The following is a 16,757-nucleotide window of genomic DNA, read 5'->3' on the forward strand; positions in this document are numbered from 1 at the left end:
ACCAATTCGGGAAGAGGGCGAACGCGCATTCCGAGGAGGTACCCCCGGAGTGGCACCCGACCCCACCCCCGCACGGACAGCGCGATGCCCCGCCGGGCAACGCCAGGGGCGCGGGGCTGCATCTGATGTGCGGCCGGCGCCGCGTGGGCGCGACCAGCCCCCACGCTGGGAAGATCGCGGCAAACCGCAAGAGCCACCCCCGGAGCGCAGCCCCTACGCCGAAGCCAACACCTGCCGCTGCCGCCCCAGCCCGTCGATCGTGAGCTCCACCGTGTCACCCGCCCGCAGGTACGGGCGGGGCTCGGGCTGCCCGAGCGCGACGCCGGCCGGCGTCCCCGTGTTGATGACGTCACCCGGGTACAGCGTCATGAAGTGGCTGAGGTAGCGGACGACCTCCGCGACCGGGAAAATCTGGTCCCGCGTCGAACCGTCCTGCCGCAGCGTCCCGTTCACCCACAGCCGCAGCGAGAGCGCCTGCGGGTCGGGGACCTCGTCCGCGGTGACGAGCCACGGCCCGAGCGGGTTGAAGGTCTCGCAGTTCTTGCCCTTGTCCCACTGGCCGCCCCGCTCGATCTGGAACTCGCGCTCGGAGACGTCGTGCGCGACGGCGTACCCGGCGACGGCGGCGAGCGCCTCCTCGTGGCTCGCCGCGTACCGCAGCTCGCGGCCGATGACGACGGCGAGCTCGACCTCCCAGTCGGTCTTGGTGCTGCCGCGCGGTACGAGCACGGTGTCGTCGGGGCCGACGACGGTGTCGGGCGCCTTCATGAAGACGACCGGCTCGGCGGGCGCCTGCGCGCCCGTCTCGGCGGCGTGGTCGTGGTAGTTGAGGCCGATGCAGACGATCTTGCCGATGCGGGCGAGCGGCGGCCCGATCCGCAGGGACGCGTCGAGCGCGGGCAGCGCGGCGGTGTCGGCGGCCGCGACACGGGCGAGGGCGTCGGCGTCGGCGAGCAGCGCGCCGTCGATGTCGGGGACGAGCCCGGAGAGGTCGCGCACGACTCCGTCCTGGTCGAGCAGGGCAGGGCGCTCCGCCCCGGCGGGTCCGACTCGCAGCAGCTTCACAGGGGTACTCCGTTGTGCCTAGGGTGTCCGCGGCGGAGGACGCCACACGTCCTCCGGCAGGGCGGAGATGTCATCGGATGTCTGTCCGATCCTCCGACCGACGGAGGATCCGCGCAAGCCCTGTTCACGGGCTGGACGTGGGATCAGGTCCGCTTCTGACGGCTGCCCAGACGTCGGATGGCCCTCACCCGCCCACCGCTCGCGACACGGTGTAGATGAGCAGGCCGACGAGCGCCCCGACGACCGTGCCGTTGATGCGGATGAACTGCAGGTCGCGCCCGACGTGCGCCTCGATCTTGCGGGAGGTCTGCTCCGCGTCCCAGCCCGCGACGGTCTCGCTGATGAGCGCGGTGATCTGGTCGCGGTAGGTGGTGACGAGGTAGACCGCGGCGTCCTCCAGCCAGCCGTCGACCTTCTCCCGCAGCCGCGGGTCCGCGGACATCCGGCGGCCGAGGGTGAGCAGCGAGGCGCGCGTCCGCGTCCGCAGCTGGCTGTGCTCGTCCTCGGCGGCGGCGACCATCATGGCGCGCACCGACCCCCACACCGAGGCGATCAGCTCCTGCACCTCGGGACGGGCGAGCAGGTCGTTCTTGAGGCGCTCGACGCGCTCGCGGGTGTCGGGGTCGGTCTGCAGCTCCTCGGCGAAGTCGCGCAGGAACCGGTCGACGGCGCCGCGCGCGGGGTGCTCGGGCGACTCGTTCATCTCGGTGACGAAGCGCAGCAGCTCCTTGTAGACGCGCTCGCCGACCTTGCGGTCGACGAAGCGCGGGGTCCAGCCGGGCGCGCCGCCCTGGACTGCGGCCATGACGGAGTCGGAGTGCTGGACCAGCCAGTCGCGGGCGCGCACGCACACCAGGTCGACGAGGCGGCGGTGGCCGCCGTCGGCGACCGTGCGCTCCAGCAGCTTGCCGAGTCCCGGGGCGACCTCCTGGGCGGCGGCCCGCCGGGTGATCGCCTCGCTCACGACGGCCTGGACGTCGGAGTCGCGCAGCACGGTCAGCAGGCCGCGCAGCGTCGCGGCGGCCTGCTCGGTGACGCGGTCGGCGTTGGCCGGCTCGGAGACCCACGCGGCGAGCCGGGAACCGATGCCGACGGCCCGCAGCCGGGTCCGTACGACCTCCGCGGACAGGAAGTTCTCCCCCACGAAATCGCCGAGGCTCGCGCCGAGCGCGTCCTTCTTGGTGGGGATGATCGCGGTGTGCGGGATGGGCAGGCCCAGCGGGTGGCGGAAGAGGGCGGTGACGGCGAACCAGTCCGCCATCGCGCCGACCATGCCCGCCTCGGCCGCGGCGGCGACGTAGCCGGCCCACGTGCCCGCGCCGCTCGCGTCCGCCCACTTGGCCAGGGCGTAGACGGCGGTCGCGACCGCGAGGAAGCCGGTCGCGATGAGCTTCATCCGGCGCACCCCGCGGCGCCGGTCCGCGTCCGGATCGGCGGCGCCCGCCGCTACGACACTCCCGGACACCTGGTCCACCTGCTTCGCCCGCATATCCACCTGCGTATTGTCGCCAGCGCTGACGGAAGTGGAACGAACGGCGGGTTCCCGGCGCCTCCCGCGCCGCCCCGCGGACAGGAGCGCAACCCTGATGGACGACGTGACGCACGCCGGCGGCGCACCCTCCGGCCACGCACCCGCCGGGGACGCGGCCGCGGGCGGTGCGCCCGCCGGTTACGCCGAGCTCTTCGACGCCCCCGCGGGCTACCTGGACTTCGCCCGCTACGGGCCGCCCTCGCGCCCCGTGCTCGACGCGACCGCCGAGGCGCTGGGCCGCTCCGCGCGCGCCGACCACACGACCGTCAACGACCTGATGCGGGCCGACCTGCGGGCCCGCGAGTCCGCCGCGCGGCTCGCCGGCACGGACGCCGAGCACACCGTGCTGCTGCCCAACACCACCACCGGGCTCTTCCAGGCCGCCTTCGGCATCCCCTCCGGCACGGTGCTCGTGCCCGAGGGCGACTTCCCGGCCAACCACTACCCCTGGCGCCGCGCCGCCGCCGCGGGCCTGGCCGAGCCGCGCTGGCTGCGCGGCGACGCGCACGGCCGGCCCACGCCGGAGGCGGTACGGGACGCTCTCACCGCCGACGTCGTCGCCGTCTCCCTCAGCGCGGTCGACTTCCGCACCGGCTACCGCGCGGACCTCGCCGCGATCCGCGACGTCATCGGGCCCGACCGGCTGCTCGTCGTCGACGCGATCCAGGGCTTCGGGGTCGTCGAGATGCCCTGGCAGGCGGCGGACGTCGTCGTCGCGGGCGGCCAGAAGTGGCTGCGGGCCGGCTGGTCGACGGGCTTCGCGGCGCTGTCCGACCGCGCACTCGAACGGCTGGCGCCGACGCTCACCGGGTGGACGGGGGTGGAGGACGTCGCCCTCTTCGACGGCGCCGAGCACCCGGCGGCCGCGGGGGCGGGGCGTCTCAGCCTCACGAACCTCAGCCCGGTCGCGGCGGCCGCGTTCGCCGCGGCGCTCCAGGTGGTGGAGGCGGCGGGGGTCGCGGCGATCGAGTCCGCGGTCGCCGCGCGGGTCGACGCGCTGCTCGACGCCGTACGGGCCGCCGGTGCGGAGGTCCTCTCCGAGACGGTACGTACCCGCCGGGCCGGCATCGTGTCCTTCCGCCTCCCGGGCGTCCCCGCCGCGCAGGTGGCCGCCGCCCTGCACGCGCAGGGCCTGACGCCCACGGTCCGCCCCGACTCCCTCCGCCTCTCCCCGCACGCCTCCACCCCGGCGTGGGTGGCCCCCCAGGTGGCGAAGGCCCTCCGCTCCCTCGGGGGGTGACCCGCCGCCCTGCCGGGCGCCGTCCGCGCCGGGACCGGCCCACCACCGGCAGAAGGTCCCGGGACAGCCTCAGGAGGCAGCCTGCGGGCTACCCGCCTTCACCGGCGGAGCCGGGGCCCGCCGTGCCGCCCGAGTCACCGCCGCCGGTCAAGCCGCCCAGGGGGTCCAGCGTCGGCTGGGTCGGGGGCGGCTCCGACGTGGGAGGCGGCTGCGAGGTCGGCTCGTGCGTGGGCTTGCCCGTGCCGGTGGAGGACGGCGGACGGGAGGAGTGCGGCGGCGGGCTGTGGGAGGGCGGCGCGGACGTCCCGCCCGTCGACGACGTCGGCTCGTCGGACGGCTCGTCCGTGACCGGCGGCAGCGCCGGCACGTCGGTGCCCGTGTCGAGGTCGAAGTCGCGGACGGGCACCCCGTCGAGCGCGGCCGCGGTGTAGTCGGCCCAGACCGCGCCGGGCGGGCCCCCGCCGTTGATGCGGTCGGTGTGCATCGCGTGGTACATCGGTTTCTGCTTGCCGTTGGCGGGGTCCATGCCGAAGAGGGCCACGACGGTGGCGAGCTTCGGGGTGTAGCCGGCGAACCACGCGGCCGTGTCGTTCTCCGCGGTGCCGGTCTTGGCCGCCGAGGGCCACCCGGAGTCCTGCGCGACGGTCGCGGTGCCGCCGGAGCTCTCCACGACGCTGCGCAGCACCTGCGTCACGGTGTCGGCGACGTCCCGCGGCACGGTCTGGTGCGCCTCGCGGTCGGGCAGCGGCAGGTCGTCGCCGTCCTTGCTGACCTTCTTCACCAGCGTGTAGGGGATCTCCTCGCCGTGGTTGGCGAGGGTCGCGTAGACCTGCGCCATGTCCAGCGGGCTGGCGCCGAAGGATCCGAGCGCCATCGCGGGCGTCGTCGGGATCTTCACGGACTCCGGCATGCCGAGGTCGTGCGCGGTGTCGACGACCTTGTCCGTGCCGACGTCCTGCGCCATCTGGGCGTAGACGGAGTTGACGGACTTGTCCATCGCGCGCGTGACGTTGATCTGCGGGTAGCTGTGCCCGTCCTCGTTCTCCGGCGCGTAGCCGACGGGGCCGTCCGGTCCGACGACGGGCCGCTTGTTGTCGCCCTCGTAGACCGTCTTCGGCGTGATCCGCTTGCCGTCCTGCGTCCTGGAGTCGTGCTGGAGCGCGGCCGCGAGGATGACGGGCTTGAAGGTCGAGCCGGGGGTGTACGTGGAGTTGGTGGCGCTGCTCACGTACTGCTTGGTGTAGTCGATGCCGCCGTAGAGGGCGACGACCTCGCCGGTGGCAGGGTCGACGGACACCCCGCCGGCCCGTACGTACGCGTCGGCCTTGTTCTTGCCGAGCTTGTCGTAGACCTGGGCCTGGGCCGCCTTGACGAAGTCGTCCTCCTTGCCCTTCTGGATGCTGGTGACGATGCGGTAGCCGCCGCGGCGCAGCGAGTCGGCGTCGACGATGTGGTTCGCGTCGAGGTAGTCGTTGACGGCCTCGATGATGTAGCCGCGCTGACCCGCCTTGCTCGCCACCGGGGTGGGCGCGCCGACAGCAGGGAATTTCGTCGCCGCCCGCTCGGACGCGCTGAGCCAGTGCTCCTTGACCATGCCGTCCAGGACGTAGTTCCAGCGCGCCTTGGCCGCGGTCGCGTTCTCCGGGTGGGCCGCGAGGTCGAATTCGCTGGGGGCGTTGAGCAGCGTCGCGATGTACGCGCCTTCCGCGACCGTCAGGTCCGAGGCGTTCTTGTGGAAATAGGCCTGCGAGGCGGCCTGGATCCCGTACGCGTTCCGCCCGTAGTAGCTGGTGTTGAGATAGCCCTCGAGGATCTGGTCCTTGGTCACGTTGCGGTCGAGTTTGATCGCGATGAAGAATTCCTTGATCTTCCGCGACGCCGTCTGGTTCTGGTTCAGGTAGTAGTTCTTCACGTACTGCTGGGTGATCGTCGAACCCGACTGCCGGCCCTTGCCGGTCGCCGTGTTCCACGCCGCCCGCACCATGGCCTTCGGGCTGACCGCCGACTCGTGGTAGAAACTGCGGTCCTCCGCGGAGAGCACCGCGTGCTGCGCGGTCTTGGCGACCTCGGACAGCGACACGTTCTGCCGGTTGACCGCGCCGTCGCGGGACAGCTCGGTCTTGCCGTCGGAGTAGTAGTAGACGTTGCTCTGGGCGACCGCCGTGGCATTCGGGTCCGGGATGGACACCAGCGCGTAGCCCAGGAAGAAGCCGCCAAGCAGCAGCACCATGACACCGAGGAAGGTGCCCAGAACCACCCGCCACGTCGGCACCAGCCGCCGCCAGCCCGTACGGCCGGCCCGGCCGGAACCGCCCGCGGCGCCACCCGCCGCCCCGAAGTGCGCGTCGCTCATATCAGTAGGGACTCCTCATCCGCCGCCGGGGTTGTCCGCGGCGGAAAACCGAGAAAACACCGAGAATTCCGTCCCGAACCGGCACGGACACTCCCGTAATCGTACGTACGCCCCAGGGCGCACACTCCTCCCACACTGGCGCATCCCCCGTCCGTCCGGGCAACCGGCCGCCCATCCGTGACAGGCCTGTGACAGGACGGTCAAACCCCGCCGGGCCCGGCCCGGCGGGAAACCGCCGGAAGATCGGCGGAGAACCCCGGAAAACGCCGGGGAAAAGCGGTGGAAGGCACGGCCCGCCGCGCACTAGGCTCCTGCGCTTGTGTCTCCCTCGGGATGTGCCGCATCTCACGGCGCCGCGAGGGGGCCGACCACCGAGAGCGGGGACAGGGAGAAAGGCGGAAGATATGGGCGGCTTCTACGCTGCCGTCATGGTCCGCGGCTTCCGGCGCTATGCGACCTACCGCATCGCGACGGCCGCCGGAGTCGTCACCAACACGGTCTTCGGACTGATCATCTCCTACAGCTACATCGCCCTGTGGAGCCAGCGCCCGCACCTCGGCGGCTACAGCGAGGCGCAGGCGCTGACGTACGTGTGGATCGGGCAGGGCCTGCTCGCGCCCATGGCCCAGATGGGCGGCGGCTTCGAACGCGAGATGATCGGCCGGATCAGCTCGGGCGCCATCGCGATCGACCTCTACCGGCCCGCCGACCTGCAAGGCTGGTGGCTGGCCTCCGACCTCGGCCGGGCCTGCTTCCAGCTGCTCGGCCGCGGGGTGCTGCCCGGCGTCGCGGGCGCTCTCGTCTTCGACCTGGCCCTGCCCGGCACCCTCCTGCCCTGGCTGCTGTTCGCCGCCGCCGTCGCCCTCGGCCTGCTGGTGAGCTTCGCGATCCGCTACCTCATCGCGCTCAGCGCCTTCTGGCTGCTGGACGGGGCCGGCGTCATGCAGATCGCCGGCATCGTCGCGCTGTTCTTCTCCGGCATGCTGCTGCCGCTCAACGCCTTCCCCGGCGCCCTGGCCGGCCTCGCGCAGGCACTGCCCTGGGCGGCCATGCTCCAGACCCCCGCCGACGTGCTGCTCGGCCGCCGGCACGGCGCCGGCGCGGCGCAGGCGCTCGCCGTCCAGGCCGGCTGGGCCGCCGCGCTGCTGGCCGCCGGACGGCTCCTCCAAGGCGCCGCGACCCGCCGGGTGGTGGTCCAGGGTGGCTGACACCGCACAGGCCCCGCCCGCCGCCGGACAGCCGCCCACCACCGCCCCCGCGGCCGTACGGCAGCGCCTCGCCGTACGCGAGGGCGTCCGCGCCTACCGACTGATCGTGCGGATGTGGATGCGCTCCACCATGGCCTACCGCACGTCCTTCGCCCTCACCACCCTCGGCAACCTCGCCGCGACCGCGCTCGACTTCGTCACCATCGTGCTGATGTTCTCCCGCATCGACGCCCTCGGCGGCTTCGGACTGCCCGAGATCGCCCTGCTCTACGGCACCACCAGCGTCTCCTTCGGCCTGTCCGACCTGCTGGCCGGCAACGCCGGGGCGCTCGGCGACCGGGTCCGCGACGGCACCTTCGACGTCCTGCTGCTGCGCCCCGCCCCACTCGTCGCCCAGGTCGCCGCCGACCGCTTCGCGCTGCGCCGCCTCGGCCGCGTCACCCAGGGCCTCGCCGTGCTCGGCTGGGGAGTGCTGCGGGTGGACACCGACTGGACGGCGGGCCGGGCCGCGCTGCTCGCCGTCACCCTGCTCGCCGGGACCGCCATCTTCTGCGCCGTCTTCGTCGCCGGAGCCGCCTTCCAGTTCTGGGCCGGCGACGCCTCCGAGGTCCAGAACTCCGTGACCTACGGCGGCAACACGCTGCTCCAGTACCCGCCCGGCATCTTCGGCCGGGAACTGGTGCGCGGGGTGACCTTCGTCGTCCCCCTCGCCTTCGTCAACTGGATGCCCGTGCTGCACATCCTCGGCCGGCCCGACCCGCTCGGCCTGCCCGGCTGGGCCGACTACCTCGGCGCGCCCGTCGCCGTGCTGTGCTGCGCGCTCGCCGGGCTCGCCTGGCGCGCCGGCGTCCGTTCCTACCGCAGTACCGGGAGCTGAGATCCGTTGACCGACACCCCCGCCTCGGGCGCCGCACCCATGATCGCCGTCGAGGGCCTGGAGAAGGTCTTCGACGTGACCCGCAAGGTCCCCGGCCGCGCCCTGCGCCGCGAACGCCACCAGGTCAGAGCCGTCGACGGCCTGGCCTTCACCGTGCCGCGCGGCCAGATGGTCGGCTACATCGGCCCCAACGGCGCCGGCAAGTCCACCACCATCAAGATGCTCACCGGCATCCTCACCCCCAGCGGCGGCACCGTCCGCGTCGCCGGCATCGACCCCGCCCGCGACCGCACCCGGCTCGCCCGCCGCATCGGCGTCGTCTTCGGCCAGCGCACCACCTTGTGGTGGGACCTGCCGCTGCGCGACTCCTACGAGCTGGTCCGCCGCATGTACCGCATCGAGCAGCCCCGCTACACCCGCAACCTCGACGCCTGCGTCGACCTCCTCGACCTCGGCCCGCTCCTCGACGTCCCCGTACGCCAGCTCTCGCTCGGCCAGCGGATGCGCGGCGACATCGCGGCCGCACTGCTGCACGACCCCGACGTGCTCTACCTCGACGAGCCCACCATCGGCCTCGACGTCGTCAGCAAGGCCAAGGTCCGCGAGTTCCTCGCCGCAGTCAACTCCGACCGCGGCACCACCGTCCTGCTCACCACCCACGACCTCACCGACATCGAGACGCTGTGCAGCCGCGTCATGGTCATCGACCACGGCCGGCTCATGTACGACGGCGGCCTCGACGGCCTGCACGCCGCCGGCGAGTCCGAACGCACCCTCGTCGTCGACTTCGCCCGCGAACTGCCCGCCGTCGACATCCCCGGCGCCCGCTGGGTCCGCAGCGAGGGCCCGCGCCAGTGGCTCGCCTTCCCCGCCGGACAGAGCGCCGCCCCGCTCGTCGCCGCACTCGCCGCCGACCACCCGCTCGTGGACCTGTCCGTCCGCGAACCCGCCATCGAAGATGTCATCGCCCGGATGTACGGGGCGGCGTAACATCCCCGGCACCGTCCGTGCGGGCCGGGACCCGAGAACAAGGGAGTTCATGTGCGGGAGGACTTCACCGTCGCCGAGGCGACGGCCGCCGACTGGGACGAGATCATCGGATGGTGCGCGGCCGAGGGCTGGAACCCCGGCCTCGGCGACGCGGCCTGCTTCCGGCCCACCGACCCGGCCGGCTTCCTGGTCGGGCGGCTCGGCGGCCGGGTGGTCTCCGCCGTCTCCGTCGTGGCCTACTCGCCCGACTTCGCCTTCCTCGGCTTCTACCTCGTCCACCCCGACCACCGCGGCACCGGCCTCGGCATCGCCACCTGGAAGGCCGCGATGCCGCACGCCGAGGGCCGCCTCGTCGGCCTCGACGCGGTGCCCGAGCAGCGCGCCACCTACGAGCGGTCCGGCTTCACCGCCGCCTACGACCAGATCCGGCACACCGGCCGCCCCCGCCGCGCCCCCGGCGCCGCGCCCGCCGGCACCACCGTGGACGCCGTCACGCCCTACCACCTCGACGCCATCAGCGCCTACGACAGCAGGTGCTTCCCCGCCGAACGCCACGCCTTCCTGAGCCGCTGGCTCACCGCCGCCGGGCACACCGCCCGCGTGCTGCTCGACGAGGCCGGGCACGTCACCGGCTACGGCGTCGTCCGCGCCGCACACGAGGGCCACCGCGTCGGCCCGCTCTTCGCCGACACCCCCGAGGGCGCCGCGGCCCTGCTGGACGCGCTCACCGGCGTCCTGCCGGAGGACGCCGAGGTGTGCGTGGACGTGCCCGACCACAACGCGGCGGCACTCGATCTGGTGACCTCCCGCGGCCTCGCCCCCACCGCCCGCTTCACCCGCATGTACACGGGCCCGGAGCCGTACTCCCGCCGCGAGGCGACGTACGCGACGACGACGCTGGAACTCGGCTGAGAGCTTCACGGCACACAAGGCGGCGGCGCCCCGGGCCGCGCGGTGCGGCCCGGGGCGCCGGGAAGCGGTCAGCGGGTCAGCGGGTCAGCGGGTCAGCGGGTCAGCGGGTCACAGATACAGCCCGGTCGAGTCGTCGGTGCCCTTCAGGCGCTCGGCGGCGACCGCGTGCAGGTCGCGCTCGCGCATCAGGACGTACGCCACGCCGCGGACCTCCACCTCGGCCCGGTCCTCCGGGTCGTACAGGACCCGGTCGCCGACCTCCACCGTCCGTACGTTCTGCCCCACCGCGACGACCTCGGCCCACGCCAGCCGCCGGCCCACCGCCGCGGTCGCCGGGATCAGGATGCCGCCGCCGCTGCGGCGCTCGCCCTCGCCGGCCTCGTGCCGCACCAGGACGCGGTCGTGCAGCATCCGGATGGGCAGCTTGTCGTGCTCACTGTTCGAACTCACCCGCACGACGTTACCGGCGGCGCCGCCACGACGAGAGACCGCCCACCACCACGACCAGCGCCACGCCCGCGACCGCCGCCGGAACGATGCGCTCCAGCCGCGGCGCGCCGTCCGCCCCCACGAAGGGCGCGGCGACCCGCCCCACCGCCTGGTTGATCCTCGTGTACGCGCGCCCCGCCGTGCGGTCCACCGCGGACATGGCCCTGGCCTTCGTGTCCGCCGCGATCGTCGCCGGATGCACCCGCACCGCGAGCTCGTCCAGCGTCTCCGCGAGGTCCTGCCGCCTGCGGGCGATGGCCGCCTCGATCTGAGCGGGCGTCCTGACGTCGTCCGACACCGCGTATCCTCCATCGGCTGATTAGGTACCGTTCGGACAGTCTGTCAGTTCGACGCGGCCCGCGCCTCGTCGGCACCCCCGTTTGAGGAGCTTCCCCATGGCCGAGCGCCTGTCCCCCGGCGACCCCGCCCCCGACTTCACCCTCCAGGACGCCGACGGCAAGCCCGTCTCGCTGGCCGACCACCGCGGCCGCAAGGTCATCGTCTACTTCTACCCCGCCGCCATGACCCCCGGCTGCACCAAGCAGGCCTGCGACTTCACCGACAACCTGGACCAGCTCGCCGCCGCCGGCTACGACGTCCTCGGCATCTCCCCCGACTCCCCCGAGAAGCTCGCCAAATTCCGCACCAAGGAATCCCTCCGCGTCACCCTCCTCTCCGACCCCGACCGCGCCACCCTCACCGCCTACGGCGCGTACGGCGAGAAGATGAACTACGGCAAGAAGACCATGGGCGTCATCCGCTCCACCTTCGTCGTGGACGAGTCCGGCACGATCGCCCACGCCTTCTACAACGTCCGCGCGACGGGCCACGTGGCCAAACTCCTCCGCGACCTCGACGTCTGAGCAGCCGTAACCGGGGGCGGGGCGGGTCGTTGGTCCGTACGGGGGGCGAACACACGTCCTGGTACGGGGGTGGCGATGGGTACGAGGTACACGCGGGAGGCGCTGGCCGAGGCAGTCGCGTCGGCACGGACCCTGTCCGAGGCGCTCATCGCGCTCGGCGTCGACCCGCGGGACGCGCCACGGCGCAAGTACCTGCGGGAACGCATCAGGACCCTGGCGATAGGCACCGCGCACTTCGAGCGGGAGGGCACCCGCTGGAGCCGGGAGGCCCTGGAGGCGGCCGTCTCGGCGGCCACCTCCCTCGCGGGCGCCCTGCGCCGTCTGGGCCTCGACGCGACGGGCGGCCACCACACCCACATCACCCGCCGGATACGGGCCCTCGGGATCAGCACGGCCCACTTCACCGCCCCCGCCCCCGCGCGCGGCCCGCGCCGGAGCACCCCCGCCGACGTCCTGACGCGGCTGCCCCCCGACCACCCCAGGCGCCTCCCCGGCGCCCAGCTCAAACGCGCCCTGCGCGCGTCCGGCGTCCCCGAGCGCTGTGCCCTGTGCGGCACGGAGCCGTATTGGCAGGGCCGTGCCCTCCCCCTGGAGGTCGACCACGAGGACGGCGACTGGCGCAACAACCGCCGCGAAAACCTGCGGCTGCTGTGCCCCAACTGCCACGCCACGACCGACACCTACCGCGGCCGGCGCCGGTGAGCGGCGGTCGGCGGTACTCCTCGGACGTGCTGCGGGAAGCCGCCGCCCGGTGCCGCGACATCGACGAAGTCATCGCCTTTCTCGGCACGCCCCCGTACTCGAAGCTGGGCCGTTATCTGATCCGCCGGTTCGCCCACCACGGCATCGACGTGTCGCATTTCCGCCGCGCAGATCGCCGGCAGGCGCCCAGCGCGGCGCAGGTGCGGGAGGCCGTCGCCGCCTCGGTCTCGATCGCCGGAACGTTGCGGCGGCTGGGGCGACCGGACAACGGCCGGGAGCGGGCGCGGCTGCGCGAGCAGATCGCGGCGGCGGGGATCGACGACACGCATTTCCTCGGGCAGGCCCACCAGCGCGGCAGGCCGGGGCCCAAACGCGTACGGCCCGCGGCGGAGGTGCTGGTGAAGCGCGAGGACGGCAGCCGGACGCGGACCGTCGTGCTCCGGCGTGCCATGGCGCAGATGGGCGTCGCGGAGGTATGCGCGCAGTGCGGTACGGGGCCGGTGTGGCGCGGGAGGCCGATGACGCTGGAGGTCGACCACGTCAACGGCGACCGTGGCGACGACCGGCTGGAGAACCTGCGGCTGCTGTGCCCCAACTGCCACGCGGTCACGAGTACCTGGTGCCGCGGGGCAGGGCCGGGGCCAAGTGGGCGCCGCTAGAATGGCGAGGCCTACCGGCGGCGGTGGCGCAACGGTTGACGCAGCAGATTTAGGTTCTGTAGCCCTTGACCGGGCTTGAGGGTTCGAATCCCTTCCGCCGCACCGTGAACGGTCTGCGACTCGCAAGCGCGAGGCGCAGGCCGTCCGTGTGCCCGGCGGCGCTCAGCCCAGCAGTTCCGCCACCATCGGCGCCAGCGCGCGGAAGGCCTTGCCGCGGTGGCTGATGGCGTTCTTCTCGTCCGGGGTCAGCTCGGCGCAGGTGCGGGTCTCGCCGTCGGGCTGGAGGACGGGGTCGTAGCCGAAGCCGCCGGTGCCGGCGGGGGTGTGGCGGAGGGTGCCGGGCAGGCGGCCCTCGGCGACGCGGGTGGTGCCGTCGGGGAGGGCGAGGGCGGCGGCGCAGGCGAAGTGGGCGGCACGGTGCTCGTCGGCGATGTCGGAGAGCTGGGCGAGGAGCAGGTCGAGGTTGGCGGTGTCGTCGCCGTGCCGGCCGGCCCAGCGGGCGGAGAAGATGCCGGGGGCGCCGCCGAGGACGTCCACGCACAGGCCGGAGTCGTCGGCGACCGCGGGCAGGCCGGTGGCCTGGGCGAGGGCGTGCGCCTTGAGGAGCGCGTTCTCCGCGAAGGTGACGCCGGTCTCCTTGACGTCGGGGATCTCGGGGTAGGCGTCGGCGCCGACGAGGTCGACGTCGAGTCCGGTGCCGGCGAGGATCGCCCGCAGTTCGATGACCTTGTGGGCGTTGCGGGTGGCGAGTACGAGGCGGCGCGTCATGGGTCCGATTATCCCGGGCGCGCCGGGCGCGTACCGCGTACGGGGGCGTACGCGGTACGCGCCCGGGCCGGGTCAGGCCTCGGTGACGGCTTCGAGCGCCGCCTTCTGGGCGGCGGTCAGCTCGGCGCAGCCGTTGACCGCGAGGGCGAGCAGCGCGTCGAGTTCGGCCCGGTCGAAGGGCTGGCCCTCGGCGGTGCCCTGGACCTCGACGAAGCGGCCGTCGCCGGTGCAGACGACGTTCATGTCGGTCTCGGCGCGGACGTCCTCGGTGTAGGCGAGGTCGAGCATCGGCACGCTGTCGACGATGCCGACGCTCACGGCGGCGACGGTGCCGGTCAGCGGGCGGGACTTGGCCTTGATGAAGTGGTTCTGCTGCATCCAGGTGACCGCGTCGGCGAGGGCGACGTACGCGCCGGTGATCGCGGCGGTGCGGGTGCCGCCGTCGGCCTGGAGGACGTCGCAGTCGAGGACGACGGTGTTCTCGCCGAGGGCCTTGTAGTCGACGACCGCGCGCAGGGAGCGGCCGATGAGGCGGGAGATCTCGTGGGTGCGTCCGCCGATCTTGCCGCGGACGGATTCGCGGTCGCCGCGGGTGTTCGTGGCGCGGGGCAGCATCGCGTACTCGGCGGTGACCCAGCCTTCGCCGCTGCCCTTGCGCCAGCGGGGGACGCCCTGGGTGGCGCTCGCCGTGCACAGGACGCGGGTGTCGCCGAAGGCGACGAGGACGGAGCCTTCGGCGTGCTTGCTCCAGCTTCTTTCGATGGTGACGGTTCGAAGCTCATCCGGCCTGCGGCCGTCGTTACGTGACATCCCCGCACCCTATCCGTGCGAGCCCGGGCCCCTCCCCGGTCCCGGGGAGACCCCGCACCCCGCCGGGTGCGCCCGGCCTCTTTCCGGGGGGACCCCGCGCCCCTTGTCTCCCGGGGGCGCCCCGCGCCCTTGCCCGCCGGGTGCGCCCCGCTCCCCTTTGCCTTGCCGGGCAGGCACATCTTCTCCGCGCCCCGCGGGGGGTCTTCGTGGAGCGGCGCGCGGAGGTGCGCCGGGCGACCCGGCAGCCTTCCGCGCGCCTGCCCTTCCCGCCTCCCCGGCGGGGCGCGGAAATGTTGTCTGCGCGGCAAGCGAAAGAGGCCTCCCCCGCGGGGGCGGTAAGGATTTCGTTGCCCGGCGGGGCAGGGGCTGTGCGGGCCCCCGCCCGCGAGCCGGGGCCCGGGCGGGCCCGGCTGGGTGCGTGCGGGTCCGGCCACGGCCCCCGGCGGGGCACGTGCAGGCCCGGCGGGGTGCGCGCAGCCCCCGGCGGGGTGCGTGCAGGCCCGGCCACAGCCCCCGGCGGGGTTACATCATGTCTTCGATGTCCGCGGCGATCGGGTCGGCGTCGGTGCCGATGACGACCTGGATGGCGGAGCCCATCTTCACGACGCCGTGCGCGCCCGCGGCCTTGAGGGCGGCCTCGTCGACGAGCGCGGGGTCGCGGACCTCGGTGCGGAGCCGCGTGATGCAGCCCTCGACCTCTTCGATGTTGTCGATTCCGCCGAGCCCGGCGACGATCTTCTCTGCCTTGGTGGCCATTGGTGTCTCCCTGTTTCCCTGACCCACCGCGGGTCCGTAATGTCACGTTAACGCACGGTTGGCCCAGCTTCACGGGCGGTGGGCCGCCCCATGGACCACCATGTCGATCATGGATGCCGGTCACCCGCACCCTCAAGTGGTCTACACCACTGTACGCGAGCAGCAGGTCCGCGGAGCCGCCCGGTGAGCGCCGCGGACGCCGCCACGAGCGGCCCCGTACGCCGCAGCTGGGGCAGCAGGTTCTTCCAGGGCCTGCAGAAGATGGGCCGCAGCCTCCAGCTGCCGATCGCCGTCCTCCCGGCCGCGGGCATCATCAACCGGCTCGGCCAGAACGACGTCTTCGGTCCCGACGGCCTCGGATGGGACCGCGTCGCGAAGGTCTTCGTGGGCGCGGGCGGCGCGCTGCTGGACGGCAACTTCGGCCTGCCCCTGCTCTTCTGCGTGGGCGTGGCCATCGGCATGGCGAAGCGCTCGGACGGCTCGACGGCGCTGGCCGCGGTCGCCGGCTACCTGGTCTTCTTCGGCATCCTCACCCGCTTCCCGAAGGACTGCCCGCAGGGCTCCACGTACACCCAGCTCGGCCAGCTCGCGGGCGCGTGCACGCTCAAGGACGGGACAACGACGCTCGCGGAGTTCCAGACGCCGGGCGTCTTCGGCGGCATCGTGATGGGCCTGCTGACCGCCTTCTTCTGGCAGCGCTTCCACCGCACGAAGCTCCCGGACTGGCTCGGCTTCTTCAACGGCCGACGCCTCGTCCCGATCATCATGGCGGGCGTGGCCATCGCCTTCGCGGTGGTCTGCCTGTTCATCTGGCCGCCGATCGGCGACGGCCTGACGAGCTTCAGCAAGGAGCTCGTGGACCTCGGCTCGTGGGGCGCGGGCATCTTCGGTGTCGCCAACCGCGCGCTGCTCACAGTGGGCCTGCACCAGTTCCTGAACACCTTCGTGTGGTTCCAGTTCGGCGACTTCACCAAGCCGGACGGCACCGTCGTGCACGGCGACATCCCGCGCTTCCTGGCCGGCGACCCGACCGCCGGCCAGTTCCAGACCGGCTTCTTCCCGATCATGATGTTCGCGCTGCCCGCGGCCGCGCTGGCGATGACGCACACCGCCAAGCCGCACCGCCGCAAGGAGGTCGGCGGCCTGATGCTGTCGGTCGCGCTGACGTCCTTCGTGACGGGCATCACCGAGCCGATCGAGTACTCGTTCCTCTTCATCGCGCCCCTGCTGTACGCGATCCACGCGGTGCTCACGGGCGTGTCGATGGCGCTGTGCTGGGGCCTGGGCATCAAGGACGGCTTCAGCTTCTCGGCGGGCCTGATCGACTACGTCATCAACTGGAACCTGGCGACCAGGCCGTGGCTGATCCTGGTGGTGGGCGCGGGCTTCGCTGTCGTGTACTACGTGCTCTTCCGCGTGGTGATCCTGCATTTCGATCTGAAAACGCCGGGCCGCGAGCCGGAGGAGCTGGGCGAGGAGATGGAGCGCGACAACGTCAAATAGCCGCCACGCCGCGTGACGGCGGCTCGGACCG

General features: G+C 73.1%; 17 protein-coding genes and 1 tRNA gene. 10 read left to right on the plus strand and 8 right to left on the minus strand.

The features are described from left to right. Positions 1-213: 213 nt before the first annotated feature. Positions 214-1,065, minus strand: coding sequence for a fumarylacetoacetate hydrolase family protein (locus tag IH54_RS0134470; protein WP_031524653.1), 852 nt, complete (start codon positions 1,063-1,065; stop codon positions 214-216). 184 nt (positions 1,066-1,249) lie between these two features. Beyond that, a complete protein-coding gene (locus IH54_RS0134475) occupies positions 1,250-2,554 on the minus strand; it encodes a DUF445 domain-containing protein (protein WP_052398195.1) in 1,305 nt (434 codons plus the stop codon). Positions 2,555-2,651: 97 nt separating this feature from the next. Between IH54_RS0134475 and IH54_RS0134480 the strand changes: the two genes are divergently transcribed. Next, positions 2,652-3,836: an aminotransferase class V-fold PLP-dependent enzyme gene (locus IH54_RS0134480; protein WP_078862749.1), complete on the plus strand. Its 1,185-nt coding sequence runs from the start codon at positions 2,652-2,654 to the stop codon at positions 3,834-3,836. 88 nt (positions 3,837-3,924) lie between these two features. Here the strand turns inward: IH54_RS0134480 and IH54_RS0134485 are convergent, their stop codons facing one another. Continuing rightward, positions 3,925-6,189 carry a transglycosylase domain-containing protein gene (locus tag IH54_RS0134485; RefSeq protein WP_052398196.1) on the minus strand — a complete coding sequence of 755 codons (2,265 nt, stop codon included), beginning with the start codon at positions 6,187-6,189 and terminating at the stop codon, positions 3,925-3,927. Between the two features lie 404 nt (positions 6,190-6,593). Here IH54_RS0134485 and IH54_RS0134490 point away from each other — a divergent pair, with 404 nt between their 5' ends. The 4 genes from IH54_RS0134490 to IH54_RS0134505 are packed head-to-tail and all read left to right on the plus strand — an operon-like array spanning position 6,594 to position 10,176. Then, on the plus strand, positions 6,594-7,397 hold the full coding sequence (locus IH54_RS0134490; RefSeq protein ID WP_031524657.1) for an ABC transporter permease: 804 nt from the start codon (positions 6,594-6,596) through the stop codon (positions 7,395-7,397). Then, positions 7,390-8,274 (plus strand): ABC transporter permease, encoded by an 885-nt coding sequence (locus IH54_RS0134495; protein ID WP_420711817.1) that lies wholly within the window; start codon positions 7,390-7,392, stop codon positions 8,272-8,274. The genes IH54_RS0134490 and IH54_RS0134495 overlap by 8 nt, the downstream gene beginning before the upstream one ends. 39 nt (positions 8,275-8,313) lie before the next feature. Further along, complete coding sequence (locus IH54_RS0134500; protein WP_031524660.1) at positions 8,314-9,264, plus strand: ABC transporter ATP-binding protein; 951 nt, start codon at positions 8,314-8,316, stop codon at positions 9,262-9,264. A 51-nt stretch (positions 9,265-9,315) separates the two neighbouring features. Further along, positions 9,316-10,176 carry a GNAT family N-acetyltransferase gene (locus IH54_RS0134505; protein ID WP_031524662.1) on the plus strand — a complete coding sequence of 287 codons (861 nt, stop codon included), beginning with the start codon at positions 9,316-9,318 and terminating at the stop codon, positions 10,174-10,176. 108 nt (positions 10,177-10,284) lie between these two features. Here IH54_RS0134505 and IH54_RS0134510 read toward each other — a convergent pair whose 3' ends face one another. Further along, a complete protein-coding gene (locus IH54_RS0134510) occupies positions 10,285-10,587 on the minus strand; it encodes a GroES family chaperonin (protein ID WP_052398200.1) in 303 nt (100 codons plus the stop codon). A gap of 49 nt (positions 10,588-10,636) precedes the next feature. Further along, positions 10,637-10,963: a DUF3618 domain-containing protein gene (locus IH54_RS0134515; RefSeq protein WP_031524667.1), complete on the minus strand. Its 327-nt coding sequence runs from the start codon at positions 10,961-10,963 to the stop codon at positions 10,637-10,639. 97 nt (positions 10,964-11,060) lie between these two features. On the opposite strand from IH54_RS0134515, the gene bcp reads away from it, so the two are divergent. The 4 genes from bcp to IH54_RS0134535 all read left to right on the plus strand — a co-directional run bounded on the left by bcp (position 11,061) and on the right by IH54_RS0134535 (position 12,991). Next, positions 11,061-11,528, plus strand: a complete 468-nt coding sequence (gene bcp / locus IH54_RS0134520; RefSeq protein WP_031524670.1) for a thioredoxin-dependent thiol peroxidase — start codon at positions 11,061-11,063, stop codon at positions 11,526-11,528. A 75-nt stretch (positions 11,529-11,603) separates the two neighbouring features. Then, the gene (locus IH54_RS0134525) at positions 11,604-12,230 is read left to right on the plus strand and encodes an HNH endonuclease (RefSeq protein ID WP_031524672.1); all 627 of its coding nucleotides are present in this window, start codon (positions 11,604-11,606) and stop codon (positions 12,228-12,230) included. Next, complete coding sequence (locus tag IH54_RS0134530; RefSeq protein WP_031524675.1) at positions 12,227-12,889, plus strand: HNH endonuclease signature motif containing protein; 663 nt, start codon at positions 12,227-12,229, stop codon at positions 12,887-12,889. The genes IH54_RS0134525 and IH54_RS0134530 overlap by 4 nt, the downstream gene beginning before the upstream one ends. A gap of 17 nt (positions 12,890-12,906) precedes the next feature. After that, positions 12,907-12,991 (plus strand) — tRNA-Leu (locus IH54_RS0134535). Between the two features lie 60 nt (positions 12,992-13,051). Here the strand turns inward: IH54_RS0134535 and rdgB are convergent. The 3 genes from rdgB to IH54_RS0134550 form a co-directional block, all read right to left on the minus strand. Further along, complete coding sequence (gene rdgB / locus IH54_RS0134540; protein WP_031524677.1) at positions 13,052-13,657, minus strand: RdgB/HAM1 family non-canonical purine NTP pyrophosphatase; 606 nt, start codon at positions 13,655-13,657, stop codon at positions 13,052-13,054. A 72-nt stretch (positions 13,658-13,729) separates the two neighbouring features. Further along, on the minus strand, positions 13,730-14,467 hold the full coding sequence (gene rph / locus IH54_RS0134545; RefSeq protein WP_031524679.1) for a ribonuclease PH: 738 nt from the start codon (positions 14,465-14,467) through the stop codon (positions 13,730-13,732). Between the two features lie 522 nt (positions 14,468-14,989). After that, positions 14,990-15,223 (minus strand): glucose PTS transporter subunit EIIB, encoded by a 234-nt coding sequence (locus IH54_RS0134550; RefSeq protein WP_031524681.1) that lies wholly within the window; start codon positions 15,221-15,223, stop codon positions 14,990-14,992. Between the two features lie 261 nt (positions 15,224-15,484). Here IH54_RS0134550 and IH54_RS0134555 point away from each other — a divergent pair, with 261 nt between their 5' ends. Then, entirely contained in the window at positions 15,485-16,726 is a 1,242-nt protein-coding gene (locus IH54_RS0134555; RefSeq protein ID WP_420711818.1) for a PTS transporter subunit EIIC, read from the plus strand. Positions 16,727-16,757: the final 31 nt, after the last annotated feature.

It is taken from the genome of Streptomyces sp. NRRL F-5123 (assembly GCF_000721495.1).
Lineage (GTDB): Bacteria > Actinomycetota > Actinomycetes > Streptomycetales > Streptomycetaceae > Actinacidiphila.

Excerpts from the sequence above, each read along its gene's own strand:
- IH54_RS0134525 (WP_031524672.1), top strand. The coding sequence starts at position 11,604 with ATGGGTACGAGGTACACGCGGGAGGCGCTGGCCGAGGCAGTCGCGTCG.
- IH54_RS0134480 (WP_078862749.1), top strand. The coding sequence starts at position 2,652 with ATGGACGACGTGACGCACGCCGGCGGCGCACCCTCCGGCCACGCACCC.
- IH54_RS0134550 (WP_031524681.1), bottom strand. The coding sequence starts at position 15,223 with ATGGCCACCAAGGCAGAGAAGATCGTCGCCGGGCTCGGCGGAATCGAC.
- IH54_RS0134490 (WP_031524657.1), top strand. The coding sequence starts at position 6,594 with ATGGGCGGCTTCTACGCTGCCGTCATGGTCCGCGGCTTCCGGCGCTAT.
- IH54_RS0134485 (WP_052398196.1), bottom strand. The coding sequence starts at position 6,189 with ATGAGCGACGCGCACTTCGGGGCGGCGGGTGGCGCCGCGGGCGGTTCC.
- bcp (WP_031524670.1), top strand. The coding sequence starts at position 11,061 with ATGGCCGAGCGCCTGTCCCCCGGCGACCCCGCCCCCGACTTCACCCTC.
- rdgB (WP_031524677.1), bottom strand. The coding sequence starts at position 13,657 with ATGACGCGCCGCCTCGTACTCGCCACCCGCAACGCCCACAAGGTCATC.
- rph (WP_031524679.1), bottom strand. The coding sequence starts at position 14,467 with ATGTCACGTAACGACGGCCGCAGGCCGGATGAGCTTCGAACCGTCACC.
- IH54_RS0134555 (WP_420711818.1), top strand. The coding sequence starts at position 15,485 with ATGGGCCGCAGCCTCCAGCTGCCGATCGCCGTCCTCCCGGCCGCGGGC.
- IH54_RS0134510 (WP_052398200.1), bottom strand. The coding sequence starts at position 10,587 with ATGCTGCACGACCGCGTCCTGGTGCGGCACGAGGCCGGCGAGGGCGAG.
- IH54_RS0134500 (WP_031524660.1), top strand. The coding sequence starts at position 8,314 with ATGATCGCCGTCGAGGGCCTGGAGAAGGTCTTCGACGTGACCCGCAAG.
- IH54_RS0134475 (WP_052398195.1), bottom strand. The coding sequence starts at position 2,554 with ATGCGGGCGAAGCAGGTGGACCAGGTGTCCGGGAGTGTCGTAGCGGCG.